This is a genomic window from Streptomyces sp. NBC_01549, assembly GCF_026339955.1.
Classification (GTDB): domain Bacteria; phylum Actinomycetota; class Actinomycetes; order Streptomycetales; family Streptomycetaceae; genus Streptomyces.
Map to the genome: position 1 here is coordinate 6183866 of NZ_JAPEPW010000001.1, position 25659 is coordinate 6209524.

At 70.7% G+C, this 25659-nt stretch carries 23 protein-coding genes; 21 read left to right on the forward strand and 2 right to left on the reverse strand.

Translation table 11 applies throughout. The annotated features are described in order from the left end of the window. Positions 1 to 230 precede the first annotated feature (230 nt). Genes OG819_RS27645 through nusB form a run of 3 tightly spaced genes read left to right on the forward strand, consistent with a single transcriptional unit; the run spans position 231 to position 2399 of the window. Positions 231 to 1337, forward strand: coding sequence for an aminopeptidase P family protein (locus OG819_RS27645; protein ID WP_266623126.1), 1107 nt, complete (start codon positions 231 to 233; stop codon positions 1335 to 1337). A 58-nt stretch (positions 1338 to 1395) separates the two neighbouring features. Beyond that, positions 1396 to 1962 (forward strand): elongation factor P, encoded by a 567-nt coding sequence (efp, locus tag OG819_RS27650; RefSeq protein ID WP_010988257.1) that lies wholly within the window; start codon positions 1396 to 1398, stop codon positions 1960 to 1962. A 2-nt stretch (positions 1963 to 1964) separates the two neighbouring features. After that, positions 1965 to 2399, forward strand: coding sequence for a transcription antitermination factor NusB (gene nusB, locus OG819_RS27655; RefSeq protein ID WP_266416352.1), 435 nt, complete (start codon positions 1965 to 1967; stop codon positions 2397 to 2399). 198 nt (positions 2400 to 2597) lie between these two features. Here the strand turns inward: nusB and bldD are convergent, their stop codons facing one another. Next, complete coding sequence (bldD, locus tag OG819_RS27660) at positions 2598 to 3098, reverse strand: transcriptional regulator BldD (protein ID WP_152786397.1); 501 nt, start codon at positions 3096 to 3098, stop codon at positions 2598 to 2600. A 253-nt stretch (positions 3099 to 3351) separates the two neighbouring features. Between bldD and pyrR the strand changes: the two genes are divergently transcribed. The 14 genes from pyrR (at position 3352) to OG819_RS27730 (ending at position 20250) form a co-directional block, all read left to right on the forward strand. After that, a complete protein-coding gene (gene pyrR, locus OG819_RS27665) occupies positions 3352 to 3942 on the forward strand; it encodes a bifunctional pyr operon transcriptional regulator/uracil phosphoribosyltransferase PyrR (RefSeq protein ID WP_099923780.1) in 591 nt (196 codons plus the stop codon). Between the two features lie 96 nt (positions 3943 to 4038). Then, entirely contained in the window at positions 4039 to 5016 is a 978-nt protein-coding gene (locus OG819_RS27670; protein ID WP_266651429.1) for an aspartate carbamoyltransferase catalytic subunit, read from the forward strand. 5 nt (positions 5017 to 5021) lie between these two features. Beyond that, positions 5022 to 6308 carry a dihydroorotase gene (locus OG819_RS27675; RefSeq protein ID WP_266623125.1) on the forward strand — a complete coding sequence of 429 codons (1287 nt, stop codon included), beginning with the start codon at positions 5022 to 5024 and terminating at the stop codon, positions 6306 to 6308. Further along, positions 6305 to 6886 carry a hypothetical protein gene (locus tag OG819_RS27680; RefSeq protein WP_266623124.1) on the forward strand — a complete coding sequence of 194 codons (582 nt, stop codon included), beginning with the start codon at positions 6305 to 6307 and terminating at the stop codon, positions 6884 to 6886. Before OG819_RS27675 ends, OG819_RS27680 begins: the two co-directional genes overlap by 4 nt. Further along, the gene (gene carA, locus OG819_RS27685; RefSeq protein WP_266651430.1) at positions 6883 to 8040 is read left to right on the forward strand and encodes a glutamine-hydrolyzing carbamoyl-phosphate synthase small subunit; all 1158 of its coding nucleotides are present in this window, start codon (positions 6883 to 6885) and stop codon (positions 8038 to 8040) included. The genes OG819_RS27680 and carA overlap by 4 nt, the downstream gene beginning before the upstream one ends. Then, on the forward strand, positions 8033 to 11341 hold the full coding sequence (gene carB / locus OG819_RS27690) for a carbamoyl-phosphate synthase large subunit (protein WP_266623121.1): 3309 nt from the start codon (positions 8033 to 8035) through the stop codon (positions 11339 to 11341). Before carA ends, carB begins: the two co-directional genes overlap by 8 nt. 85 nt (positions 11342 to 11426) lie before the next feature. Then, positions 11427 to 12533 (forward strand): quinone-dependent dihydroorotate dehydrogenase, encoded by a 1107-nt coding sequence (locus OG819_RS27695; RefSeq protein WP_266581071.1) that lies wholly within the window; start codon positions 11427 to 11429, stop codon positions 12531 to 12533. Next, positions 12530 to 13372 (forward strand): orotidine-5'-phosphate decarboxylase, encoded by an 843-nt coding sequence (pyrF, locus tag OG819_RS27700; RefSeq protein WP_266623119.1) that lies wholly within the window; start codon positions 12530 to 12532, stop codon positions 13370 to 13372. The genes OG819_RS27695 and pyrF overlap by 4 nt, the downstream gene beginning before the upstream one ends. Before the next feature lie 277 nt (positions 13373 to 13649). After that, a complete protein-coding gene (locus OG819_RS27705) occupies positions 13650 to 13973 on the forward strand; it encodes an integration host factor (RefSeq protein WP_016638838.1) in 324 nt (107 codons plus the stop codon). 37 nt (positions 13974 to 14010) lie between these two features. Continuing rightward, positions 14011 to 14568 (forward strand): guanylate kinase, encoded by a 558-nt coding sequence (gene gmk, locus OG819_RS27710; protein ID WP_266651431.1) that lies wholly within the window; start codon positions 14011 to 14013, stop codon positions 14566 to 14568. Between the two features lie 47 nt (positions 14569 to 14615). Beyond that, on the forward strand, positions 14616 to 14888 hold the full coding sequence (rpoZ, locus tag OG819_RS27715) for a DNA-directed RNA polymerase subunit omega (protein WP_003982715.1): 273 nt from the start codon (positions 14616 to 14618) through the stop codon (positions 14886 to 14888). A 91-nt stretch (positions 14889 to 14979) separates the two neighbouring features. Next, entirely contained in the window at positions 14980 to 16182 is a 1203-nt protein-coding gene (gene coaBC, locus OG819_RS27720; RefSeq protein WP_266623116.1) for a bifunctional phosphopantothenoylcysteine decarboxylase/phosphopantothenate--cysteine ligase CoaBC, read from the forward strand. A 239-nt stretch (positions 16183 to 16421) separates the two neighbouring features. Then, positions 16422 to 17630 (forward strand): methionine adenosyltransferase, encoded by a 1209-nt coding sequence (gene metK, locus OG819_RS27725; RefSeq protein WP_266623114.1) that lies wholly within the window; start codon positions 16422 to 16424, stop codon positions 17628 to 17630. 472 nt (positions 17631 to 18102) lie between these two features. Beyond that, the gene (locus OG819_RS27730) at positions 18103 to 20250 is read left to right on the forward strand and encodes a primosomal protein N' (protein ID WP_266623113.1); all 2148 of its coding nucleotides are present in this window, start codon (positions 18103 to 18105) and stop codon (positions 20248 to 20250) included. A gap of 123 nt (positions 20251 to 20373) precedes the next feature. Here OG819_RS27730 and OG819_RS27735 read toward each other — a convergent pair whose 3' ends face one another. Next, positions 20374 to 20916, reverse strand: coding sequence for a hypothetical protein (locus OG819_RS27735; RefSeq protein ID WP_266651432.1), 543 nt, complete (start codon positions 20914 to 20916; stop codon positions 20374 to 20376). Positions 20917 to 21253: 337 nt separating this feature from the next. Here OG819_RS27735 and fmt point away from each other — a divergent pair, with 337 nt between their 5' ends. The 4 genes from fmt to OG819_RS27755 all read left to right on the forward strand — a co-directional run bounded on the left by fmt (position 21254) and on the right by OG819_RS27755 (position 25658). Next, the gene (gene fmt / locus OG819_RS27740; protein ID WP_266651433.1) at positions 21254 to 22186 is read left to right on the forward strand and encodes a methionyl-tRNA formyltransferase; all 933 of its coding nucleotides are present in this window, start codon (positions 21254 to 21256) and stop codon (positions 22184 to 22186) included. 198 nt (positions 22187 to 22384) lie between these two features. Continuing rightward, entirely contained in the window at positions 22385 to 22558 is a 174-nt protein-coding gene (locus tag OG819_RS27745) for a hypothetical protein (protein WP_266651434.1), read from the forward strand. Further along, the gene (locus OG819_RS27750) at positions 22551 to 23993 is read left to right on the forward strand and encodes a transcription antitermination factor NusB (protein WP_266651435.1); all 1443 of its coding nucleotides are present in this window, start codon (positions 22551 to 22553) and stop codon (positions 23991 to 23993) included. The genes OG819_RS27745 and OG819_RS27750 overlap by 8 nt, the downstream gene beginning before the upstream one ends. Positions 23994 to 24167: 174 nt before the next feature. Next, a complete protein-coding gene (locus OG819_RS27755) occupies positions 24168 to 25658 on the forward strand; it encodes an NAD(P)/FAD-dependent oxidoreductase (RefSeq protein WP_323138109.1) in 1491 nt (496 codons plus the stop codon). Position 25659: the final 1 nt, after the last annotated feature.

The window sequence follows — 25659 nt, forward strand, 5'->3', positions numbered from 1 at the left end:
CGCCCGCCGATGTCCGGAGTACCGCCGGGGTGCTTGCCTCCGACGTGCCGGTCCCCTGGGGGGTGCCCCGCGAGCCGGGGCGCACCGCCTGTCGGACCCCCGCCGATCGCAGTCGAGGAACCAGCCCCCTGAACCCTCGCCGCGGTGCCTCCGCCTTACCGTCGGCCGCCTGCCGCCCATCCGGCCCCGCTGGAACGGCGACATCGCGTCGACGCTCGTAGGCTCGATTTATGTCAGAGGTGTACGCGGCGCGACGCGAGCGGCTTCGGGAGCGCTGTGCGGCGGGCGGCAGCGCGACGGCGCTCGTCACCCGCCCGGCCAACGTGAGGTACCTCGGGGGCGCGGCCCCGCGCGGTGCCGTCCTCCTGCTGGGCACGAGCGAGGACCTGCTGCTCTGCGGCGCTCCGCCGAGCGGCGAGGCCGGCGAGGGGCGTCCCGACGAGGCGCTGCGCGTGGTGGTGCTGCCGCGCGCCGGAGGCGACCCGGCCGTGGCCGCCGCCGATGCCGCCCTCGCCCAGGGCGCCGATTCCCTGGCCGTCGAGGAGCACCACCTCACCGTGGCCCGGCACCGGGCCATCGGCTCGGTGGCCCCCCGCCTGCGCCTCGCCGACCTGGGCTGCGCGGTGGAGCAGCTGCGGGTGATCAAGGACGAGGAGGAGATCTCCTGTCTGCGGATCGGCGCCGAGATCGCCGACCAGGCGCTCGGGGAGCTCCTCGAGTCCATCCTCGTCGGCCGCACCGAGCGCCATCTCGCGCTGGAGCTGGAGCGCCGGCTCGTCGACCACGGCGCCGACGGTCCCGCCTTCGCGACCTCCGTCGGCACCGGACCGAACTCCGGACGGCGCACGCACCGGCCCACCGACCGGCGCGTCGAGGAGGGAGATTTCCTTTCCGTCTGCCTGGGCGCGACCTATCGCGGCTACCGCTGTGAAATCGGCCGTACCTTCGTGATCGGCACCTCGCCCGCCGACTGGCAGATCGAGTTGTACGACCTCGTCTTCGCCGCCCAGCGGGCCGGACGCGAGGCGCTGGCGCCCGGCGCCGCCTACCGTGACGTGGACCGGGCAGCCCGCCAGGTGCTCGACTCCGCGGGGCACGCGGAGGGCCTTCCTCCGCTGACCGGACACGGTGTGGGGCTCGAAATCGACGAGGACCCGCAGCTCGCTCCCGCAGCCATGGGTAAACTGGACGCTTGCGTGCCGGTCACCGTCGAACCGGGGGTCCACCTCCCGGGCCGGGGCGGTGTCAGGATCGATGACACGCTCGTCGTACGCCCCGAGGCGGACGGCGGACCCGAGCTACTCACCATCACGACCAAGGAACTGCTCGCGCTCTAGCCAATCGCTACGCGCGTGTCCCGGGGTCGTCCACGTCAGTCCAGGAGATTCCGCAACCGTGGCTTCCACGAACGACCTCAAGAACGGCCTGGTGCTCAAGCTCGACGGAGGCCAGCTCTGGTCCGTCGTCGAGTTCCAGCACGTCAAGCCCGGCAAGGGCCCGGCCTTCGTGCGCACCAAGCTGAAGAACGTGCTCTCCGGCAAGGTCGTCGACAAGACGTTCAACGCCGGCGTCAAGGTCGAGACGGCCACGATCGACAAGCGCGACATGCAGTTCTCGTACATGGACGGCGAGTACTTCGTCTTCATGGACATGGACACGTACGACCAGCTCATGGTCGACCGCAAGTCCGTCGGCGACGCCGCCAACTTCCTGATCGAGGGCTTCACCGCCACCGTCGCGCAGCACGAGGGCGAGGTGCTCTTCGTCGAGCTGCCGGCCGCCGTCGAGCTCGTCATCCAGGAGACCGAGCCGGGTGTCCAGGGCGACCGCTCCACCGGCGGCACCAAGCCCGCCACCCTGGAGACCGGTCACCAGATCCAGGTCCCGCTCTTCATCACCACCGGTGAGAAGATCAAGGTCGACACCCGCACGAGCGACTACCTCGGCCGGGTGAACAGCTAACCGTGGCTGCCCGCAACACGGCCCGCAAGCGCGCCTTCCAGATCCTCTTCGAGGGCGACCAGCGCGGCGTGGACGTCCTGACGGTCCTCGCGGACTGGATCCGGCACTCCCGGACCGACACCCGGCAGCCCCCGGTCAGCGAGTACACGATGCAGCTGGTCGAGGGCTACGCCACCAAGGCGAAGCGGATCGACGAGCTCATCGCGACGTACGCCGTCGACTGGACGCTGGACAGGATGCCGGTCGTCGACCGCAACATCCTGCGCCTCGGCGCCTACGAGCTGATCTGGGTCGACGGGACCCCCGACGCCGTGGTCCTCGACGAGGCGGTGCAGCTGGCGAAGGAGTTCTCCACGGACGAGTCGCCCTCGTTCGTGAACGGACTGCTGGGCCGGCTGAAGGACCTGAAGCCGTCGCTGCGCCGCGACGAGGCCTAGTCGAACGGCGCCCGTGGTCCGTACGCGCCCGTAGACGACGCACCAGAACGCCGGAGGGCCCGCAGCACGTCCGCTGCGGGCCCTCCGGCGTTCCCGTACCCGTGAGGTTCCAGAGGCCCGCAGAAAGCCGCCGGGGTGGCCGGAACACATGGTTCCGGCCACCCCGGCGGCACGTTTCTGCTGAACTCCCCGAAGGGGTCAGCTCTCGTCGTGGGAGACGGCGCGGCGCGCGTCCGCGTCCAGGACGCCCCAGCTGATCAGCTGCTCGGTGAGGACCGAGGGCGACTGGTCGTAGATGACGGCGAGGGTGCGCAGGTCGTCCTGGCGGATCGACAGCACCTTGCCGTTGTAGTCACCGCGCTGGGACTGGATCGTCGCGGCGTAACGCTGCAGCGGACCCGCCTTCTCGGCCGGCACGTGGGCCAGCCGCTCCAGGTCGAGGACGAGCTTCGGCGGCGGCTCGGCGGCTCCGCCAGGAGTGGTGCCGGGCAGCAGCTCCTGCACGGGAACCCCGTAGAAATCCGCCAGTTCGGCGAGGCGCTGCACGGTGACGGCGCGGTCGCCGCGCTCGTACGACCCGACCACGACCGCCTTCCAGCGTCCCTGTGACTTCTCCTCGACTCCGTGGAGGGAAAGGCCCTGCTGGGTGCGGATGGCCCGGAGCTTGGCCCCGAGCTGTTTGGCGTATTCGCTGGACATATAGCTCCCCGGACGCTGTATCAACGTGCGGCTCCGCCGCGCGGCTGGTGACTCTGGTGACTCACTGTGAGGTTACGCAGCGTTACTCTCCCCCGTCAAGCCGAATGGTCCGGACCGACCTTCGCGTGGGAGTCACCGGCGGTGGTCCGCAGGGTGGTGATCAGGCGCGTTGCCGAGCTGGTACCGTGGATGGCGCAAATCCGACGTCCTTTAATGATCCGTCCCGTGAGGCGGAGAAGGAGGTCCGTTTCGTATGGACACAGAGCAGGACAAGCAGCAGTACGAAGCCGATGCGCGGCCCGTTCTCGAGGCCCCCGACATCGCGCGGGTGCTGACCCGCATCGCCCACGAGATCGTCGAACGTGCCAAGGGCGCCGACGACGTGGTGCTCCTCGGCATTCCGACCCGGGGCGTCTTCCTGGCCCGCAGGCTGGCCGACAAGCTCGAAGAGATCACCGATCGCAAGATCCCGGTCGGTTCGCTCGACATCACCATGTACCGCGACGACCTGCGCATGCACCCGCCGCGTGCGCTGGCCCGCACCGAGATCCCCGGTGACGGCATCGACGGCCGCCTGGTCGTCCTCGTCGACGACGTGCTCTTCTCCGGCCGCACCATCCGCGCCGCACTCGACGCGCTGAACGACATCGGCCGCCCGCGCGCCGTGCAGCTCGCGGTCCTCGTCGACCGCGGCCACCGCGAACTGCCCATCCGCGCCGACTACGTCGGCAAGAACCTCCCCACGTCGTTGCGGGAGACGGTCAAGGTCCAGCTCGCCGAGGAGGACGGTCGCGACACCGTGCTGCTCGGTGCGAAGCGGACCTCCTCGGACGCACAGCACTAGCACTCCGGATTACGCCAGTGCCGTACGCCCCCGAGTGCGCCTCCATGCGCGCCCGCCTGCCCGAATTCTCCTGAACTGCCTTACGGAGCCTGACAGATGCAGCGTCATCTCATCTCGGCCGCCGACCTCACCCGCGACGACGCCGTCCTGATCCTCGACACCGCCGAGGAGATGGCCCGGGTCGCCGACCGGCCGATCAAGAAGCTGCCGACCCTGCGCGGCCGCACCGTCGTCAACCTCTTCTTCGAGGACTCGACCCGTACCCGGATCTCCTTCGAGGCCGCCGAGAAGCGCCTCTCCGCGGACGTCATCAACTTCACCGCCAAGGGTTCCTCGGTGTCCAAGGGGGAGTCCCTGAAGGACACCGCCCAGACCCTCGAAGCCATGGGCGTCGACGCCGTCGTCATCCGGCACGGCGCCTCCGGAGCCCCGTACCGGCTCGCCACCTCCGGCTGGATCGACGCCGCCGTCATCAACGCCGGCGACGGCACCCACCAGCACCCCACGCAGGCCCTGCTCGACGCCTTCACCATGCGCCGCCGCCTGGTCGGCCGCGACGCCGGGATCGGTCAGGACCTGGCCGGCAAGCGCATCACGATCGTCGGCGACATCCTGCACAGCCGGGTCGCCCGCTCCAACGTCGACCTGCTCCACACCCTCGGCGCCGAGGTCACCCTCGTCGCGCCGCCCACCCTGGTGCCGGTCGGCGTGGAGACCTGGCCCTGCGAGATCTCGTACGACCTCGACAGCACTCTCTCCAAGTCGGACGCGGTGATGATGCTGCGTGTCCAGCGCGAGCGGATGAACGCGGCGTTCTTCCCCACCGAGCGCGAGTACTCGCGGCGCTACGGCCTCGACGGCGACCGCATGGCGAAGATGCCCGAGCACGCCATCGTGATGCACCCCGGCCCGATGGTCCGCGGTATGGAGATCACCGCCGAGGTCGCCGACTCCGACCGCTGCACCGTTGTCGAGCAGGTGGCGAACGGCGTCTCGATCCGCATGGCCGTGCTCTACCTGCTCCTTGGCGGCAACGAGCCCGCCGTCACCCACACCCGTACCGAGGAGAAGTAAGAAGCATGAGCAAGATCCTGATCCGTGGTGCGAAGGTGCTCGGGGGCGAGCCGCAGGACGTGCTGATCGACGGCGCCGTCATCGAGGCGGTCGGCACCGGCCTCTCCGACGAGGGCGCCGAGGTCGTCGAGGCCGACGGCAAGGTCCTCATGCCGGGCCTCGTCGACCTGCACACCCATCTGCGCGAGCCGGGCCGCGAGGACTCCGAGACCGTCCTGACCGGTACGCGCGCGGCGGCGAGCGGCGGCTACACCGCCGTGTTCGCCATGGCCAACACCTTCCCGGTCGCCGACACCGCCGGCGTGGTCGAGCAGGTCTACCGGCTCGGCCAGGAGCACGGCTACTGCGATGTGCAGCCCATCGGCGCCGTCACGGTCGGCCTGGAGGGCAAGAAGCTCGCCGAGCTGGGCGCGATGCACGAATCCGCGGCAGGCGTCACGGTCTTCTCGGACGACGGCAAGTGCGTGGACGACGCGGTGATCATGCGCCGGGCCCTGGAGTACGTGAAGGCTTTCGGCGGCGTCGTCGCGCAGCACGCGCAGGAGCCCCGCCTCACCGAGGGCGCCCAGATGAACGAGGGCGTCGTCTCCTCCGAGCTGGGGCTCGGGGGCTGGCCCGCGGTGGCCGAAGAATCGATCATCGCCCGAGATGTCCTGCTCGCCGAGCACGTCGGCTCGCGCGTCCACATCTGCCACCTGTCGACCGCGGGCAGCGTCGAGATCGTGCGCTGGGCCAAGTCGCGGGGCATCGACGTCACCGCCGAGGTCACCCCGCACCACCTCCTCCTCACCGACGAGCTGGTCCGCTCGTACAACCCGGTCTACAAGGTCAACCCGCCGCTGCGCACCGAGCGTGACGTGACGGCCCTGCGCGAGGCGCTCGCCGACGGCACGATCGACATCGTGGCCACCGACCACGCGCCGCACCCGCATGAGGACAAGGACTGCGAGTGGGCCGCCGCCGCCATGGGCATGGTGGGGCTCGAGACCGCGCTCTCCGTCGTCCAGCAGACGATGGTGGAGACCGGGCTGCTGGACTGGGCCGGTGTCGCCGACCGCATGTCCTTCAAGCCCGCCCGGATCGGGCAGGCCGCGGGCCACGGCCGTCCCGTCTCGGCAGGTGAGCCCGCCAACCTCACGCTCGTCGACACGGCATACCGTGGAGCCGTGGACCCCGCGGGCTTCGCCTCGCGCAGCCGCAACACCCCCTACGAGGGCCGTGAGCTGCCGGGCCGGGTCACGCACACCTGGCTGCGGGGCAAGGCCACCCTCGTCGACGGGAAGCTCGCGTGACACCTCTCATCCCGATGGCCGCCTCCGTGGCCGCCGAACAGAAGTCGGCCGAAGTGACCGACTGGGCCGCCCGGATCGGCTGGCTCGTGGGCCTCGTCCTGTTCGTCGCCCTCGTCTACTGGCTGATGCGCGAGGGCTGGAAGTGGCGCGGCACCCTCCAAGGTGACCTGCCCGAGCTGCCCACCGTGCCGGAAGACCCCGGCCCGGCGAAACTGAGCATGAGCGGCCGCTACCACGGCTCCACCACTGCCGGGCAGTGGCTGGACCGCATCGTGGCGCACGGCCTGGGCACCCGCAGCCGAGTCGAGCTCACGCTGACCGACGCGGGTCTTGACGTCGTACGCCCCGGGGCCACCGACTTCTTCATCCCGGCCGAGGCACTGCGCGAGGCACTGCTCGGTAAGGGCATCGCCGGGAAGGTCCTCAGCGAGGGCGGTCTGCTCGTCGTCACCTGGGCACACGGCGACAAGCTGATCGACTCCGGGTTCCGCTCGGACCGCGCGGCCGAGCACACCGAGTGGGTCGACACCCTGAACGACATGATCAACAAGAGCACCAAGACGGAAGGCGCACGATGACGACCTCCATCCAGGGAGCCGCCTCGCAGAGGCACAAGGCAGCTCCCGCCGTACTCGTCCTGGAGGACGGCCGGACCTTCCGTGGCCGCGCCTACGGGGCCGTGGGGGTGACCTTCGGCGAGGCCGTGTTCTCCACCGGGATGACCGGCTACCAGGAGACCCTCACCGACCCGTCGTACCACCGCCAGGTCGTCGTCATGACCGCCCCGCACGTCGGCAACACCGGCGTCAACGACGAGGACCCCGAGTCGAAGCGGATCTGGGTCTCCGGTTACGTCGTACGCGACCCCGCGCGCGTGCCCTCCAACTGGCGCGCCCGGCGCTCGCTGGAGGAGGAACTGCGCAGCCAGGGTGTCGTCGGCATCAGCGGTATCGACACCCGCGCCCTCACCCGTCACCTGCGTGAGCGCGGCGCCATGCGCGTCGGCATTTTCTCCGGCAACGCGCTGCCCGACGAGGGCACCATGCTCGCCGAGGTGCGCCAGGCGCCCGAGATGAAGGGCGCCAGCCTCTTCGAAGAGGTCGCCACCAAGGAGACGTACGTCGTCCCCGCCATCGGCGCGAAGAAGTTCACCGTCGCCGCCGTCGACCTGGGCATCAAGGGCATGACCCCGCACCGCATGGCCGAGCGCGGCATCGAGGTGCACGTGCTGCCCGCCACGGCCACGGCCGAGGACGTGTACGCCGTCAACCCCGACGGGGTCTTCTTCTCCAACGGTCCCGGTGACCCGGCCACCGCGGACGGCCCCGTCGCCGTCATGCAGGAGGTCCTCGCCCGCAAGACCCCGCTCTTCGGCATCTGCTTCGGCAACCAGATCCTCGGCCGCGCCCTCGGCTTCGGCACCTACAAGCTGAAGTACGGCCACCGAGGCATCAACCAGCCGGTGCAGGACCGCACGACCGGCAAGGTCGAGGTCACCGCGCACAACCACGGCTTCGCCGTCGACGCGCCGCTCGACAAGGTCTCCGAGACCCCCTACGGCCGCGCCGAGGTCTCCCACGTCTGCCTGAACGACCAGGTCGTCGAGGGACTCCACCTCCTCGACCAGCCGGCCTTCAGCGTGCAGTACCACCCCGAAGCGGCAGCGGGCCCGCACGACGCCGCCTACCTGTTCGACCGCTTCGTATCCCTGATGGAGGGCCAGCGTGCCTAAGCGCACCGATATCCAGTCCGTCCTGGTCATCGGCTCCGGCCCGATCGTCATCGGCCAGGCCGCCGAGTTCGACTACTCCGGCACCCAGGCGTGCCGCATCCTGCGCGCCGAGGGCCTGAGGGTCATCCTGGTCAACTCCAACCCGGCGACGATCATGACCGACCCGGAGATCGCCGACGCCACGTACATCGAGCCGATCACCCCCGAGTACGTCGAGAAGATCATCGCCAAGGAGCGCCCGGACGTCCTGCTGCCGACGCTCGGCGGCCAGACGGCCCTCAACACCGCGATCTCCATGCACGAGCAGGGTGTGCTGGCGAAGTACGGCGTCGAGCTCATCGGCGCCAACGTCGAGGCGATCAACAAGGGCGAGGACCGCGACCTCTTCAAGGGCGTCGTCGAGGCCGTCCGCGCGAAGATCGGCCACGGCGAGTCCGCCCGGTCCGTCATCTGCCACTCCATGGACGACGTCCTGAGGGGCGTCGACACGCTTGGCGGCTACCCCGTCGTCGTCCGCCCCTCCTTCACCATGGGCGGCGCCGGCTCCGGCTTCGCGCACGACGAGGAGGAGCTGCGCCGCATCGCCGGCCAGGGCCTCACGCTCTCCCCGACCACCGAGGTGCTCCTGGAGGAGTCCATCCTCGGCTGGAAGGAGTACGAGCTGGAGCTGATGCGCGACAAGAACGACAACGTCGTGGTCGTCTGCTCCATCGAGAACTTCGACCCGATGGGCGTCCACACCGGTGACTCCATCACCGTCGCGCCGGCGATGACGCTGACCGACCGCGAGTACCAGCGGCTGCGCGACATCGGCATCGCGATCATCCGCGAGGTCGGCGTCGACACCGGCGGCTGCAACATCCAGTTCGCGGTGAACCCCGACGACGGCCGCATCATCGTCATCGAGATGAACCCGCGCGTCTCACGTTCCTCGGCGCTCGCCTCCAAGGCGACCGGCTTCCCGATCGCCAAGATCGCCGCGAAGCTCGCCGTCGGCTACACGCTCGACGAGATCCCGAACGACATCACGGAGAAGACCCCGGCCTCCTTCGAGCCGACGCTCGACTACGTGGTCGTGAAGGCCCCGCGCTTCGCCTTCGAGAAGTTCCCGTCCGCCGACTCCACCCTGACGACCACCATGAAGTCGGTCGGCGAGGCCATGGCGATCGGCCGCAACTTCACCGAGGCGCTGCAGAAGGCGCTGCGGTCGCTGGAGAAGAAGGGCAGCCAGTTCACGTTCGTCGGCGAGCCCGGTGACAAGGCCCTTCTCCTGGAAGAGGCCGTGCGGCCCACCGACGGCCGGATCAACTCCGTCATGCAGGCCATCCGCGCGGGCGCCACGCCCGAGGAGGTCTTCGAGTCGACGAAGATCGACCCGTGGTTCGTCGACCAGCTCTTCCTGATCAAGGAGATCGCGGACGAGTTGGCCGCCGCCGACAAGCTCGACCCCGAGCTGCTCGCCGAGGCCAAGCGGCACGGCTTCTCCGACGTCCAGATCGCCGAGATCCGCGGGCTGCGCGAGGACGTCGTGCGCGAGGTGCGGCATGCGCTGGGCGTGCGCCCGGTGTACAAGACGGTCGACACCTGCGCCGCCGAGTTCGCGGCGAAGACCCCGTACTTCTACTCCTCCTACGACGAGGAGACGGAGGTCGCGCCGCGCGAGAAGCCCGCGGTGATCATCCTGGGCTCCGGCCCGAACCGCATCGGCCAGGGCATCGAGTTCGACTACTCCTGCGTCCACGCCTCCTTCGCGCTCAGCGAGGCGGGCTACGAGACCGTGATGGTCAACTGCAACCCCGAGACCGTCTCCACGGACTACGACACCTCCGACCGCCTGTACTTCGAGCCGCTGACGCTCGAGGACGTGCTGGAGATCGTCCACGCGGAGTCGCTGGCCGGCCCGATCGCCGGTGTCATCGTCCAGCTCGGCGGCCAGACCCCGCTGGGCCTGGCGCAGGCGCTGAAGGACAACGGTGTGCCGGTCGTCGGTACGTCCCCCGAGGCGATCCACGCCGCCGAGGACCGCGGCGCCTTCGGACGCGTCCTCGCGGAGGCCGGCCTCCCGGCCCCCAAGCACGGCACCGCCACCACCTTCGCCGAGGCCAAGGCCATCGCGGACGAGATCGGCTACCCGGTCCTCGTACGGCCGTCGTACGTCCTCGGCGGGCGCGGCATGGAGATCGTGTACGACGAGACGCGACTGTCCTCGTACATCGCCGAGTCGACCGAGATCAGCCCCTCCAGGCCCGTCCTGGTCGACCGGTTCCTCGACGACGCGATCGAGATCGACGTCGACGCGCTGTACGACGGCGAGGAGCTGTACCTCGGCGGTGTCATGGAGCACATCGAGGAGGCCGGCATCCACTCCGGCGACTCGGCGTGCGCGCTGCCGCCGATCACGCTGGGCGGCTTCGACATCAAGCGCCTGCGGACCTCGACGGAGGCCATCGCCAAGGGTGTCGGGGTGCGCGGCCTGATCAACATCCAGTTCGCGATGGCGGGGGACATCCTGTACGTCCTCGAAGCCAACCCGCGAGCCTCGCGCACCGTGCCCTTCACCTCCAAGGCGACCGCGGTCCCGCTGGCGAAGGCCGCCGCCCGGATCTCGCTGGGCGCGACCGTCGCGGAGCTGCGGGCGGAGGGGCTGCTCCCCGCGCACGGTGACGGCGGTGAGCTGCCGTTCGACGCGCCGATCTCCGTCAAGGAGGCCGTCATGCCGTGGTCGCGCTTCCGCGACATCCACGGGCGCGGTGTCGACACCGTCCTCGGCCCGGAGATGCGCTCCACCGGTGAGGTCATGGGCATCGACTCCGTGTTCGGCACGGCGTATGCCAAGTCCCAGGCGGGCGCGTACGGCCCGCTGCCGACCAAGGGCCGCGCCTTCATCTCGGTCGCCAACCGCGACAAGCGCTCGATGATCTTCCCGGCGCGCGAGCTGGTCGCCCACGGCTTCGAGCTGCTGGCCACCTCCGGTACGGCCGAGGTGCTCAAGCGCAACGGCATCAACGCGACGGTCGTGCGCAAGCAGTCGGAGGGCACCGGCCCGAACGGCGAGCGGACCATCGTCCAGCTCATCCACGACGGCGAGGTCGACCTGATCGTCAACACGCCGTACGGCACCGGTGGCCGCCTCGACGGCTACGAGATCCGTACGGCCGCGGTGGCACGCTCCGTGCCGTGCCTCACGACCGTCCAGGCGCTCGCCGCCGCCGTCCAGGGAATCGACGCGCTCAACCACGGCGACGTGGGCGTCCGCTCACTCCAGGAACACGCCGAACATCTGACTGCGGCCCGCGACTAGCAGCCCTGAGGGGGACACCGGAAACGGTGTCCCCCTCTTCATGAGGCTTCAGAGGACACCGAGAGCTGCAAGAGGACACTGAGACATGTACAAGCTTTTCTTCCGGCTGGTCTTCAAGCGGATGGACCCCGAGCAGGCCCATCACCTCGCCTTCCGCTGGATCCGGCTCGCCGTCCGCATTCCCGTGCTGCGTACGTTCATCGCCGCCGCGCTCGCGCCCCGCCACAAGGAGCTGCGGACCGAGGCGTTCGGGCTGCGGATGCACGGTCCCTTCGGGCTCGCGGCGGGCTTCGACAAGAACGCCGTCGCGATCGACGGGATGTCGATGCTCGGCTTCGACCACATCGAGATCGGCACGGTCACCGGGGAGCCGCAGCCGGGCAACCCCAAGAAGCGACTGTTCCGCCTTGTGCCGGACCGGGCGCTGATCAACCGCATGGGGTTCAACAACGAGGGCTCCGCGGCCGTCAGCGAGCGTCTGGGGGCCCGTACGCCCGTCTTCAGGACCGTCGTGGGCGTCAACATCGGCAAGACCAAGGTCGTCCCGGAGGAGGAGGCCGTCGGCGACTACGTGAAGTCGACCGAGCGGCTCGCCCGGCACGCGGACTACCTGGTGGTGAACGTGAGCTCGCCGAACACGCCGGGCCTGCGCAATCTGCAGGCCACCGAGGCACTGCGGCCGCTGCTGAGCGCCGTCCGCGAGGCCGCCGACCGCGCGGTCACCGACCGGCGTGTGCCGCTGCTCGTCAAGATCGCGCCCGACCTCGCCGACGAGGACGTCGACGCGGTCGCCGACCTCGCCGTCGAACTCGGCCTGGACGGGATCATCGCCACGAACACCACGATCGCGCGCGAGGGACTCGGTCTGAAGTCCGAACCCCTGCTCGTCAAGGAGACCGGCGGGCTCTCGGGCGCGCCGCTGAAGGCGCGCTCCCTGGAGGTGCTGCGTCGCCTCTACGCGCGCGTGGGCGACCGGATCACCCTGGTGGGCGTCGGCGGCATCGAGAACGCCGAGGACGCCTGGCAGCGCATCCTGGCCGGCGCCACGCTGGTCCAGGGGTACAGCGCGTTCATCTACGAGGGTCCCTTCTGGGGCCGAGCGATCCACAAGGGGCTCGCCGCCCGTCTCCGTACCAGCCCGTACGCCACCCTCGCCGACGCGGTCGGCGCCGACGTGAGGAAGTCCGCATGAGCCTGGAACCCTTCGGCACACGTCTTCGCCGTGCGATGGACGAGCGCGGCCCGCTGTGTGTGGGCATCGACCCGCACGCGTCGCTGCTCACCGACTGGGGCCTGAACGACGACATCGTGGGCCTGGAGCGGTTCAGCCGCACCGTCGTCGAGGCGCTGGCCGAGCGGGTCGCGGTTCTCAAGCCGCAGAGCGCGTTCTTCGAACGGTTCGGCTCGCGCGGCATCGCCGTCCTGGAGAAGTCGGTCGAGGAGGCACGGGCGGCCGGGGCGCTGGTCGTGATGGACGCCAAGCGCGGCGACATCGGCTCGACCATGGCCGCGTACGCGGAGACCTTCCTGCGCAAGGACGCGCCGCTCTTCTCGGACGCGCTGACCGTGTCGCCCTACCTGGGCTACGGCTCGCTGAAGCCGGCGGTGGCGCTGGCGCGCGAGAGCGGCGCGGGGCTCTTCGTCCTCGCGCTCACCTCCAACCCGGAGGGCGGCGAGGTGCAGCACGCGGTCCGCGGGGACGGTCGCGACGTCGGCGCGACCATGCTGGCCCACCTCGCCGCCGAGAACGCGGGAGAGACGCCCCTGGGTTCCTTCGGCGCGGTCGTCGGCGCCACGCTGGGCGACCTCTCCTCTTACGACCTGGACATCAACGGACCGCTCCTGGCGCCCGGCATCGGCGCCCAGGGAGCCACCGCGGCCGATCTGTCGGGCGTCTTCGGGACGGCGGTGCGCAATGTCGTGCCGAACGTGAGCCGGGGTGTTCTTCGTCACGGTCCCGACGTGATCGCGCTGCGGGGGTCCGCGGAGCGGTTCGCGGAGGAGATCAGGGCTGCCGTGGGCGCCGCCTGAGCTCTTCAAGGGGCGGTCGACAGTCCTCCGATGAGTGGCTCCGGAGCGGTTCGAGTCTGAATACATCCTCAAATCCGGGGCAGTATGTCGTAAATGTCCGCCTCCAGGGAGGCTGACCAGGACTTTTCCTCTGTTCTCGCTGACTCCGGCGCACTTGCCCGCTAGTCTCCGTCGAGAGCGAATGGGCAAGCGTGTTGCTCGTAGCTCACCAGGTGTGGGGCGACTAGGTTCCTCACCGGTCCGTATCCGACAGTTCGACATCCGAGGTGACGTAGGCGTGGCTCTTCCGCCCCTTACCCCTGAACAGCGCGCAGCCGCGCTCGAAAAGGCCGCCGCGGCTCGCCGGGAGCGGGCCGAGGTCAAGAATCGACTCAAGCACTCCGGCGCCTCCCTTCACGAGGTCATCAAGCAGGGTCAGGAGAACGACGTCATCGGCAAGATGAAGGTCTCCGCTCTCCTGGAGTCCCTGCCGGGCGTGGGCAAGGTCCGCGCCAAGCAGATCATGGAGCGACTCGGTATCTCCGAGAGTCGCCGCGTGCGCGGCCTCGGCTCGAACCAGATCGCTTCCCTGGAGCGTGAGTTCGGCGGCTCCGGCGCCTGAGTCCTGGGCATACCGGGATTGCTGGAATAATCGCTGCATGAGTGAACGTCCGCGGCTGACCGTGCTCTCCGGCCCCTCTGGGGTCGGCAAGAGCACGGTCGTCGCTCATATGCGCAAGGAACACCCCGAGGTCTGGCTCTCGGTGTCGGCGACGACCCGCAAGCCGCGCCCCGGTGAGAAGCACGGAGTCCACTACTTCTTTGTCTCCGACGAGGAGATGGACAAGCTGATCGCCAACGGCGAGCTGCTGGAGTGGGCCGAATTCGCCGGCAACCGCTACGGGACGCCGCGTGCCGCCGTCCTTGAGCACCTGGAGTCGGGTGTGCCCGTCCTCCTGGAGATCGACCTCCAGGGTGCGCGGCAGGTCCGTGAGTCCATGCCGGAGGCCCTGCTCGTGTTCCTGGCTCCGCCCTCCTGGGACGAGCTGGTGCGCAGGCTCACCGGGCGGGGCACCGAGCCGCCCGAGGTGATCGAGCGCCGCCTGGAGGCGGCCAAGATCGAACTCGCGGCCGAGTCGGAGTTCGATGTCACCCTGGTCAACACCTCCGTCGAGGACGTGGCGCGTGAGCTGCTAGCCTTGGTAGAAGTTGTTTGATCTTTCAGGTCACTTTTAGGTCATTTCCACCTTTCGGAAGGCAGAGCGTGTCCTCTTCCATTACCGCTCCCGAGGGCATCATCAACCCTCCGATCGACGAGCTCCTCGAGGCCACCGACTCGAAGTACAGCCTCGTGATCTACGCGGCCAAGCGCGCCCGTCAGATCAACGCGTACTACTCGCAGCTCGGCGAGGGCCTCCTCGAGTACGTCGGTCCGCTCGTCGACACCCACGTCCACGAGAAGCCGCTGTCGATCGCCCTGCGCGAGATCAACGCGGGTCTGCTGACGTCCGAGGCCGTCGAGGGCCCCGCGCAGTAGTCGTTCAATCGCTCATCCCAGGCCCGGCGGCGCGACCGCCGGGCCTGTGGTGTGTCATGGAGTCGTACGTTTCCGAGCTCGGGGAGAGACGGTGGACAAGCCCAAGGTCGTGCTGGGGGTCAGCGGTGGCATCGCCGCGTACAAGGCCTGTGAGCTGCTGCGCAGGCTGACGGAGTCGGGTCACGACGTGCGCGTCGTCCCCACCGGGTCCGCGCTGCACTTCGTCGGCGCCGCCACCTGGTCCGCGCTCTCCGGCCACCCCGTCTCCACCGAGGTCTGGTCGGACGTCCACGAGGTCCCGCACGTCCGCATCGGACAGCACGCGGACCTGGTGGTGGTGGCCCCCGCGACGGCCGACATGCTCGCCAAGGCCGCCCACGGCCTGGCGGACGACCTCCTCACCAACACCCTGCTCACCGCCCGCTGCCCGGTCGTCTTCGCGCCCGCCATGCACACCGAGATGTGGGAGCACCCGGCCACCCAGGAGAACGTGGCGACGCTGCGCCGGCGCGGCGCCGTCGTCATCGAGCCCGCGGTGGGGCGTCTGACCGGCGTCGACACCGGCAAGGGACGGCTGCCCGACCCGGCGGAGATCTTCGAGGTCTGCCGCCGGGTGCTCGCCCGCGGCGTGACCGAGCCCGATCTCGCCGGCCGCCACGTCGTCGTCAGCGCCGGAGGCACCCGCGAACCGCTCGACCCCGTCCGCTTCCTCGGCAACCGCTCCTCCGGCAAGCAGGGCTACGCCCTGGCGCGCACGGCGGCCGCGCGGGGCGCCCGGGTCACGCTGATCGCCGCGAACACCGCGCTGCCGGACCCGGCGGGCGTGGACGTGGTGCGGGTCGGGACGGCCGTGCAGCTGCGCGAGGCGGTCCTCAAGGCGGCCTCGGACGCCGACGCCGTGGTGATGGCGGCGGCGGTGGCGGACTTCCGCCCGGTCTCGTACGCGGCCGGAAAGATCAAGAAGAAGGACGACCAGGAACCGGAGCCGATCGTTCTGGTCCGCAACCCGGACATCCTCGCGGAGATCTCGGTGGACCGTCCCCGTCCGGGCCAGGTGGTCGTCGGTTTCGCCGCCGAGACGGACGACGTCCTCGCCAACGGTCGTACGAAGCTGGCGCGCAAGGGGTGCGACCTTCTCGTCGTGAACGAGGTGGGGGAGCGCAAGACCTTCGGCGCCGAGGAGAACGAGGCCGTGGTGCTGGGGGCCGACGGCAGCGAGACCCCGGTGCCGTACGGACCCAAGGAGGCTCTGGCCGAGATGGTGTGGGACCTGGTGGGACGCCGCCTGGTGTGAGGGTCTCATTAACCCCAGCCGCCGCGTCCATCAGCGTGAAATCGCCCGTGGCGACCCTGGTGGAGAAGGATCGTCATGGCGCAGAATGCCCGTGCCGCAGGTCACAGGGCTTCCGAGAAGCGAGACAGGGGGCCTGTGGGCGAGTGCGACCGATAAACTGTTCTCGGACGACGCCGAGCGCAGCTCTCGTCCCGTCCACCAATGATCAGCCAGCAGCCGCTGCAACCACAGGGAGCGTTGTGTCCCGTCGCCTGTTCACCTCGGAGTCCGTGACCGAGGGTCACCCCGACAAGATCGCTGACCAGATCAGCGACACCATTCTCGATGCGCTTCTGCGCGAGGACCCGACGTCCCGGGTCGCCGTGGAGACGCTGATCACGACCGGCCTGGTGCACGTGGCCGGCGAGGTCACGACCAAGGCGTACGCGCCGATCGCCCAGCTGGTCCGCGACAAGATCCTGGAGATCGGTTACGACTCGTCGAAGAAGGGCTTCGACGGAGCTTCCTGTGGTGTCTCGGTGTCGATCGGCTCGCAGTCGCCCGACATCGCGCAGGGTGTCGACACGGCGTACGAGAGCCGGGTCGAGGGCGACGAGGACGAGCTCGACAAGCAGGGCGCAGGCGACCAGGGTCTGATGTTCGGGTACGCGACGGACGAGACCCCGAACCTGATGCCGCTCCCGATCCACCTCGCGCACAAGCTCTCGCGCAGGCTGTCCGAGGTCCGCAAGAACGGGACCATCCCGTACCTGCGCCCCGACGGCAAGACCCAGGTCACCATCGAGTACGACGGCGACAAGGCGGTCCGTCTGGACACCGTCGTCGTCTCCTCGCAGCACGCGTCGGACATCGACCTCGACTCCCTCCTCGCACCCGACATCCGCGAGTTCGTGGTCGAGCCGGAGCTCAAGGCCCTTCTCGACGACGGCATCAAGCTGGAGACCGAGGGCTACCGCCTCCTGGTGAACCCGACCGGCCGCTTCGAGATCGGCGGCCCGATGGGCGACGCCGGCCTCACCGGCCGCAAGATCATCATCGACACGTACGGCGGCATGGCCCGCCACGGCGGCGGCGCTTTCTCGGGCAAGGACCCGTCCAAGGTCGACCGCTCCGCCGCCTATGCCATGCGCTGGGTCGCCAAGAACGTCGTCGCCGCGGGCCTCGCGTCCCGCTGTGAGGTCCAGGTCGCCTACGCCATCGGCAAGGCCGAGCCCGTCGGCCTCTTCGTCGAGACCTTCGGCACCGCCAAGGTCGACGCCGAGAAGATCGAGACCGCCATCGCCGAGGTCTTCGACCTCCGCCCGGCGGCCATCATCCGCGACCTCGACCTGCTGCGCCCGATCTACTCCCAGACGGCCGCCTACGGCCACTTCGGCCGCGAGCTGCCCGACTTCACATGGGAGCGCACGGACCGCGTGGAGTCCCTGCGCAAGGCTGTCGGTCTGTAAGGGAACGCTTGTGCGGTGAGGCCCGGTATCCCTTCGGGGGTGCCGGGCCTCACCGTTTCCCAGGGCGCGTGGTGGTGTCAGTGGGGTTGGCAACTGTTCGTTGGGGAGCGTGCGTGAGGCCGTTTAGCTCGATCGTGTGATGGTCGGCTTCCGGGCTTCCGGGCTTGCGGCGCCCTGGGCCGATCGGGTTAACGTGATCGTGCGATCTGGGACGCCGGGTACGGTGCCAGTGTGCGAGGCCCCTGCTCCACCGGAGTGATGGTTCAGGGCCTCCCCGTCGCCTCTGGCCGTATCCACATGGCCAGGTGGCGCAGGGAACTGGCCTCTCGGGATCGGACCACGCACAGGATGCGTGTCGCCGCCTCGGGGTTGAGTACGTCGGGGACCAGTGCGCCCAAGACCGTTCGGGGCGTGCGGCTGAGCGGGCTCACTCCTGCTCAGTCCAAAGGAACGGTCTGGTAGGAATGTTGCTGTGAGCAGCGCGAACGGGTGGGGTGAGGGTGGCGCGGAGGGTGCGCCGCCCGAGCAGCTTGCGTTGATTCGGGAAGGCGTCCGGCAGGCCAGGGCGCCCAAGGCGAAGCCGCGGACGTGGCGGGGGGCGAAGCTCGCCAAGGAGCTGCCTGTCGCGCGGGTCCTCGTCGACAAGGGTGTGCTGCACCTTGACCGGTATTTCGACTACGCCGTGCCCGAGGAGCTGGACACCGAGGCGCAGCCGGGCGTGCGGGTTCGGGTGCGGTTCGGGGCCGGGCGACATCGGGTGCGGGAGGGCCGCCGTGAGGGCGGAGGGCTGATCGACGGGTTTCTCGTCGAGCGGCTCGCCGAGTCCGACTATGCGGGGCCGCTCGCCGCGCTCGCCCAGGTCGTGTCGCCCGAGCCCGTGCTCGGGCCCGAGCTGCTGGGACTCGCGCGCGCCGTCGCCGATCGGTACGCGGGGAGCCTCGCGGACGTGCTGCAGCTCGCCGTCCCGCCGCGCAACGCGCGAGCCGAGCAGAAGCCCTCGCCCGCGCCGCTCGCTCCGCCCGGCGCGCCCGACACGGCCTCCTGGACCCGTTACGGGCGGGGGGCGTCCTTTCTCGAGTCGCTCGCCGCGGGCGGGGCACCGCGGGCCGTGTGGAACGCGTTGCCGGGGCCCGGCTGGGCCGAGGAGATCGCCAGAGCCGTGGGTGCGACGCTCGCCTCGGGGCGTGGCGCGCTTGTCGTCGTGCCGGACGGCCGGGCCGTCGCTCGGGTCGACGCCGCGCTGTCCTCCGTGCTGGGCGAGGGGCAGCACGCGGTGCTCACGGCCGAGGCCGGGCCCGAGAAGCGGTACCGGGAGTGGCTGGCCGTGCGGCGTGGGTCCGTACGGGCCGTCGTGGGGACCCGGGCCGCCATGTTCGCGCCGGTACGGGACCTGGGCCTTGTCGTCATCTGGGACGACGGCGACGACAGCCACAGCGAGCAGCACGCGCCGCAGCCGCATGCGCGAGAAGTGCTGCTGCTGCGGGCCGCCCATGACAAGTGCGCCTTTCTGCTGGGGAGTTGGGGCTGCACCGTCGAGGCCGCACAGCTGGTCGAGAGCGGGTGGGCGCTGCCGCTGGTCGCCGAGCGGGAACAGGTGCGGGCGAGCGCGCCGCTCGTGCGGACCGTGGGGGACGGGGATCTCGCACGGGACGAGGCGGCGCGGGCCGCCCGCCTGCCGAGCCTCGCCTGGCAGGCGGTGAGGGACGGACTGCGGCAAGGGCCCGTACTGGTGCAGGTGCCGCGGCGTGGGTACGTGCCGCGGATGGCCTGTGCGCAGTGCCGGGCTCCGGCTCGCTGCCGGCACTGCGCGGGACCGTTGGAGGCGCGAGACGCCGGGGCGCTGCTGTGTACGTGGTGCGGACGCGACGAGGCGGCCTGGCACTGTCCCGAGTGCGGTGGTTTCCGGCTACGGGCCCAGGTCGTGGGCGCGCGGCGGACCGCGGAGGAGCTGGGGCGGGCGTTTCCGGCCGTGCCCGTGCGGACGTCGGGGCGCGAGCAGGTGCTCGACACGGTGCCGGGAGCGCCCGCGCTCGTCGTGAGCACGCCGGGGGCCGAGCCCGTCGCGGAGGGCGGGTACGCGGCCGCGTTGCTGCTCGACGGCTGGGCGATGGTGTCGCGGCCCGATCTACGAGCCGGCGAGGACGCGCTGCGACGGTGGATCGGCGCGGCGGCGCTGGTGCGCGGGCAGGGGGCGGGGGGCACGGTCGTGGTCGTCGCGGAGCCGACCCTGCGGCCCGTGCAGGCGCTCGTACGGTGGGATCCCGTCGGACACGCGGTGCGGGAGCTCGCCGAGCGGGCCGAGCTGGGCTTTCCGCCGGTTTCCCGGATGGCGGCCGTGTCCGGTACGGCGGAGGCGCTCGCCGGGTTTCTCGCAGTGGTCGAGCTTCCGGGCGATGCGGAGGTGCTCGGGCCGGTGCCGCTGCCCGTCACGCATGCCGGGGGACCGCGCCGGGTGGGGGCGCCGCCGCCAGGGGAGCGGTGGGAGCGGGCGCTGGTCCGGGTGCCGCCGGGGAGCGGGGCGGCGTTGGCGGCCGCGCTGAAGGCCGCGCAGGCGGCACGGATGGCACGGGGCGGGAGTGAGCCCGTACGGATTCGGATCGATCCGCCGGACATCGGCTGACGATTGCCATCAGGGGGACGAGTTCGCATCCCCACCTGGGTTGCCCCTGCCCGGGACCTGGGTTGCCCCGACCTGGGCCGCCTCCCGGCTTGGACGATACCGGGAGGCAGGCGAGAGGTGGGGTCAGCCGTTGCGGGGGCCCGGGAACGCCGTGGGCCTGACCTCGTCGCGCAGGGTGGGGCTGCCCGAGGTCGGCTGGGTCGGCATGGAGCGGGCGGCGGGGACCGTCGGCACCGTGGCGATGCCCGTGTTGACGGAGACCGTGCGGGTGCCCGAGGTCTCCGTGGAGCGCTCGGCCTCGGCCGCGGCCTGGGCGGCGGCGCGGCGGGCGCCGTAGCGGCGGTGCACCGCCTGCTTGGTGACCCCGAGGGCGGAGCCCACCGCGTCCCAGGAGAAGCCCAGTGAGCGGTCGAAGTCCACGGCGGCCGTGACCAGGGTCTCGACGCTGTCGCGCAATTCCTGGGCGAGGCGGACGGTCGGGGCGGGGGCGCGTCCGTAGACGACGAAGCCCGCGGAGGGGCCGGAGCGGCGCGGACGGTAGACGTTGCCCAGTTGGGCGGTGAGCGTGCGCAGTGCGTCCACCTGCCGGCGGACCCGCTCGATGTCCCGCACCAGCAAGTGCAGGCTGGCCCGAGCCTGGGCGTCGTGGGTTGCGTGGTCGGCCATGAACAAGCCTCTCGAACCGGCGTTGAAAAGGATCGGGCCGCGATCGCGGCCCGATGTGGTCAACTCTCTCTTGACCAACGCGTTTGCGGGTGAGTGGTCACGCTGCGGGGGCGTAAGGGCATATGCACAGGGCGCGTCCGGGGGCGTACGCCCCCGTCGCGCCGTTGTCTCGCCTCGGCCTTCGGCGTGTGTGCGGGTGTTCGACCCGCACCCCGTCAAACCCCCGAGCCGCCGGGCCGCCGCGCCGCATAGACTGGTGCGCTGCCCCGTACCCCGTCCGGACCGGCGGGTGTGCAGGGTCCTGAAGCGTTCCCGCCCGAGAGGCCAGCCGCCACCCATGAAGCTCGTCTTCGCAGGTACCCCCGAGGTCGCCGTTCCCGCACTGGACGCCTTGATCGCCTCCGGGCGGCACGAGGTGGCCGCCGTGGTCACACGGCCCGACGCCCCGGCCGGCCGGGGACGGCGGCTCGTCGCGAGTCCGGTCGCCGAGCGGGCGGAGGAGGCCGGCATCGAGGTGCTGAAGCCGGTGAAGCCCCGGGACGAGGACTTTCTGGCCCGGCTGAGGGAGATCGGGCCCGACGCGTGTCCCGTGGTGGCGTACGGGGCGCTGCTGCCGCGGGTCGCCCTCGACGTGCCCGCCCACGGGTGGGTCAATCTGCACTTCTCCCTGCTGCCCGCCTGGCGCGGCGCCGCCCCCGTGCAGCACGCGATCATGGCGGGGGACGAGATCACCGGTGCCTCCACCTTCCTCATCGAGGAAGGCCTCGACTCGGGGCCCGTGTACGGGACGGTCACCGAGGAGATCCGGCGCACCGACACCAGCGGGGACCTGCTCACCCGGCTCGCGTTCGCCGGCGCCGGGCTGCTCGTCGCGACCATGGACGGTATCGAGGACGGCACCCTGAAGGCCGTGCCGCAGCCTGCGGACGGCGTCAGCCTGGCGCCGAAGATCAGCGTCGAGAACGCCCATGTCGACTGGTCCGCACCCGCGCTGCGCGTCGACCGGATGGTGCGCGGGTGCACGCCCGCGCCCGGCGCCTGGACCGTCTTCCGTGGCGAGCGGCTCAAACTCATCCACGCGACACCCGTGCCCGAGCGCACCGACCTCGCCCCGGGCGAGCTGTCCGTGGCCAAGAACAACGTGTACGCCGGGACCGGCTCGTACGCCGTCGAGCTGCTCTGGGTCCAAGCCCAGGGCAAGAAGCCGATGCGCGCCGCCGACTGGGCGCGCGGGGTGCGCATCGCCTCAGGGGAGCGGCTCGGAGCCTGACACCCGGTCGTACAAGGCGTGTGCGCGCAGCACCCGCCCGCTCTTCGGGCCGACCCCGCCGTCCACCGTGAGACCGGCCCCGTAGTACTCGTGGCAGTACGTGAAGTTGACGCACCGTCCGGGATGTGGCGGCTACGCTGCGCCGCCGTACCTGGCCCTGCCGACCTCGGCCACCTGGCGGCGGGACGACCGTAGGAGATGGAGATCGCGTACCGCCTCCGCATCGGCGAGGCCACCGTCAAGACCCATCTCAACCGCGGCGGCGGGCGACGGCCGGAAGGCGCACGCGGTCGCCAGGTCGGCGATGTCTGTCCGGACGTAGGCTTGAGGGGTCGAACCATCCAGGATCCGGAGCACCTTTTTCGTGAGTGAGCAGTCCCGCGGGCCGCGCAAGCCCGGCAAGCCCTACCGTCGCCCCCAGAAGGACCCCGTCCGCATGCTCGCCTTCGAGGCGCTGCGGGCCGTGGACGAGCGGGACGCGTACGCGAACCTCGTCCTGCCGCCGCTGCTGCGCAAGGCGCGCGAGAAGGAGGGCCCGGAAAAGTTCGACGGGCGGGACGCGGCGCTGGCGACCGAGCTGGTGTACGGGACGCTGCGCCGGCAGGGGACGTACGACGCCGTCATCGCGGCCTGTGTCGACCGGCCGCTGCGAGAGGTCGACCCGCCCGTGCTCGACGTGCTCAGCCTCGGCGTGCACCAGCTTCTGGGAACGCGCATCCCGACGCACGCCGCCGTGTCCGCCTCCGTCGAACTCGCCCGCGTCGTGCTCGGCGACGGACGCGCCAAGTTCGTCAACGCCGTGCTGCGCAAGGTCGCTCGGCAGGATCTCGACGCCTGGCTGGAGCAGGTCGCGCCGCCCTACGACGACGACCCCGAGGACCACCTCGCCATCGTGCACTCGCACCCACGCTGGGTCGTCTCGGCGCTGTGGGACTCGCTGGGCGGCGGCCGTGCCGGGATCGAGGACCTGCTTGAGGCCGACAACGAGCGGCCCGAGGTCACGCTCGTGGCGCGACCGGGGCGTTCCACCGCCGAGGAACTCCTCGACGCCCTCGGGGAGGAGTCCACGCTGCCGGGACGCTGGTCGCCGTACGCCGTGCGGCTCATCGAGGGCGGCGAGCCGGGTGCCATCGACGCCGTACGGGAGGGGCGTGCGGGCGTCCAGGACGAGGGCAGCCAGCTGGTGGCGCTCGCCCTTGCCAACGCGCCGCTCGAGGGGCCCGACAAGGCATGGCTGGACGGCTGCGCGGGCCCCGGCGGCAAGGCGGCCATGCTCGCTGGACTGGCCGCCGAGCGCGGTGCCGTGCTGCTCGCCTCGGAGAAACAGCCGCACCGGGCGGGCCTGGTGGCGAAGGCACTCGCGGGCAATCCCGGCCCCTACCAGGTCATCGCCGCCGACGGCACCCGTCCGCCGTGGCTGCCCGGCACCTTCGACCGGGTGCTCATGGATGTGCCCTGCACGGGTCTTGGCGCCCTGCGTCGCCGTCCCGAGGCCCGCTGGCGCCGCCGCCCCGAGGATCTGGACGGCTTCGCGCCCCTCCAGCGCGGGCTGCTGCGCACGGCGCTCGACTCCGTACGGGTCGGGGGTGTCGTCGGCTACGCGACCTGCTCGCCGCACCTCGCCGAGACCCGCGCGGTCGTGGACGACGTCCTGAAGCGCTATGACACAGGCTCCGCCGAACTCCTCGACGCCCGCCCGCTCCTGCCCGGCGTACCGGTGCTGGGCGACGGCCCGGACGTACAGCTGTGGCCGCATCTGCACGGCACGGACGCCATGTATCTGGCGCTGATCCGCCGGACGGCGTGATCCGTCCCAGCGCCGAGAACAGCCCGAAGGCGTACCCTTTCTCGTATTCGGAGAAAGGCCGAGCGGATTAGGGGGAGGAATGGCAACCCTCCTCCGAGCGTGACAAGCGAGCCATCGCCGAATCCTCCGAGTTCACCATTCTCGTATTTGAGGGCGTGAATGATGGAAGCGCGTGTGGATCCCGATCGTTCCGAGTGGGACGTCATCGTCCTGGGCGGCGCCGCGGCCGGCGAGAACGCGGCTCAGTACGCCACGCAGTTCTCCGGTCTGGACGCGGTGCTGGTCGAGGCGGAGTTACTGGGTGGCGAGTGCTCGTACTGGGCCTGCATGCCCAGCAAGGCCCTGTTGCGCCCCGCCGAGGTGCTGGGCGGCGCACGGCATGTGCCGGGTGTGTCCTCGCTGTTGAGCGGGCGCGAGTTGGACGTGCGGGCGGTACTGGCCCGCCGGGACACCGTCGTGAACGGCCTCGACGACTCCTCGCAGATCCGCTGGGCGCTCGGCGTCGGCATCGATGTCGTGCGCGGGTACGGGCGGCTCACCGGGGAGCGCTCGGTGGTGGTGGAGACGGCGGCCGGCGGCAGCCGTGCGCTGACCGCGCGGCACGCGGTGGTGATCGACACGGGTTCGCGCACCACCGTGCCGGCGATCCCCGGCATGAGCGAGGCACACCCGTGGACGTCCCGCGACGTCACCAATCTGCGCGAGGTGCCCCGCCGGGTCGTCGTGCTGGGCGGTGGGGTGGTCGCGTGCGAGGCGGCGACCTGGCTGAGGGCGCTGGGCGTCGAGGAGTTGAGCGTCGTGTACCGGCGCGCCGGCCTGCTGGCCCGGTCGGAACCCTTCGCCGGGCGCATGGTGGGTGACCAGTTGACGGCCGCGGGGGTGCGGCTGCTTCCCGGCAGGTCGATCACCGAGGTGCGACGCGACGATCCCCGTGACACGGGAGTCGGGCTGCCGCACGGCGGTGAGGTCACCGTCCGGCTGGACGACGGGAGCACGCTCGTCGCCGACGAACTGGTGCTCGCCACCGGCCGTACGCCGAACACCGAGGACATCGGGCTGCCGACGGTGGGATGCCCCGACGGCGGCTTTCTGGCGGTCGACGACGAGCAGGGCGTGCGGGCGGTGGACGGGCATTGGCTCTATGCCGTCGGTGATGTCTGCGGACGTGCGCTGTTGACCCACATGGGCAAGTACCAGGCGCGGGTGGCCGGTGAGGTGATCGCCGCCCGTGCCACGGGAGGTCCGGCGGTCGGCGCGTGGAGCGGTCCGCCGGGCTCCGCCGACGGACACCGGGGCAACCCGCAGGTGACCTTCACCGACCCGGAGGTCGGATCGGCCGGCGTGACCGAGCGGGAGGCACGCGCGGCGGGACTGGACGTGGCGACGGTCGAGTACGACATGGCCGCTCTGGCCGGCACATATGTGATGCGTGAGGACTACCTCGGGCGCGCCAAACTGGTCATCGATCGCGATACCGACACGGTGGTGGGCGCCACGTTCGTCGGCTCGGGCGTTGCCGAACTCGTCCACTCGGCCACGACGGCCATTGTCGCCAGAGTGCCGCTTCCCGTGCTGTGGCATGTCGTGCCGAGCTACCCCACCGCGAGTGAGGTGTGGCTCCGCCTGTTGGAGACGTACCGCGCGCAGAAGCAGCGTGTCGGGTAGC

Bases quoted from the DNA above. Each gene is read 5' to 3' on its own strand.
- bldD (WP_152786397.1), bottom strand. From the start codon at position 3,098: ATGTCCAGCGAATACGCCAAACAGCTCGGGGCCAAGCTCCGGGCCATC.
- pyrR (WP_099923780.1), top strand. From the start codon at position 3,352: ATGGACACAGAGCAGGACAAGCAGCAGTACGAAGCCGATGCGCGGCCC.
- OG819_RS27670 (WP_266651429.1), top strand. From the start codon at position 4,039: ATGCAGCGTCATCTCATCTCGGCCGCCGACCTCACCCGCGACGACGCC.
- OG819_RS27735 (WP_266651432.1), bottom strand. From the start codon at position 20,916: ATGGCCGACCACGCAACCCACGACGCCCAGGCTCGGGCCAGCCTGCAC.
- carA (WP_266651430.1), top strand. From the start codon at position 6,883: ATGACGACCTCCATCCAGGGAGCCGCCTCGCAGAGGCACAAGGCAGCT.
- OG819_RS27695 (WP_266581071.1), top strand. From the start codon at position 11,427: ATGTACAAGCTTTTCTTCCGGCTGGTCTTCAAGCGGATGGACCCCGAG.
- gmk (WP_266651431.1), top strand. From the start codon at position 14,011: ATGAGTGAACGTCCGCGGCTGACCGTGCTCTCCGGCCCCTCTGGGGTC.
- pyrF (WP_266623119.1), top strand. From the start codon at position 12,530: ATGAGCCTGGAACCCTTCGGCACACGTCTTCGCCGTGCGATGGACGAG.
- OG819_RS27675 (WP_266623125.1), top strand. From the start codon at position 5,022: ATGAGCAAGATCCTGATCCGTGGTGCGAAGGTGCTCGGGGGCGAGCCG.
- OG819_RS27745 (WP_266651434.1), top strand. From the start codon at position 22,385: ATGGAGATCGCGTACCGCCTCCGCATCGGCGAGGCCACCGTCAAGACC.
- fmt (WP_266651433.1), top strand. From the start codon at position 21,254: ATGAAGCTCGTCTTCGCAGGTACCCCCGAGGTCGCCGTTCCCGCACTG.
- OG819_RS27645 (WP_266623126.1), top strand. From the start codon at position 231: ATGTCAGAGGTGTACGCGGCGCGACGCGAGCGGCTTCGGGAGCGCTGT.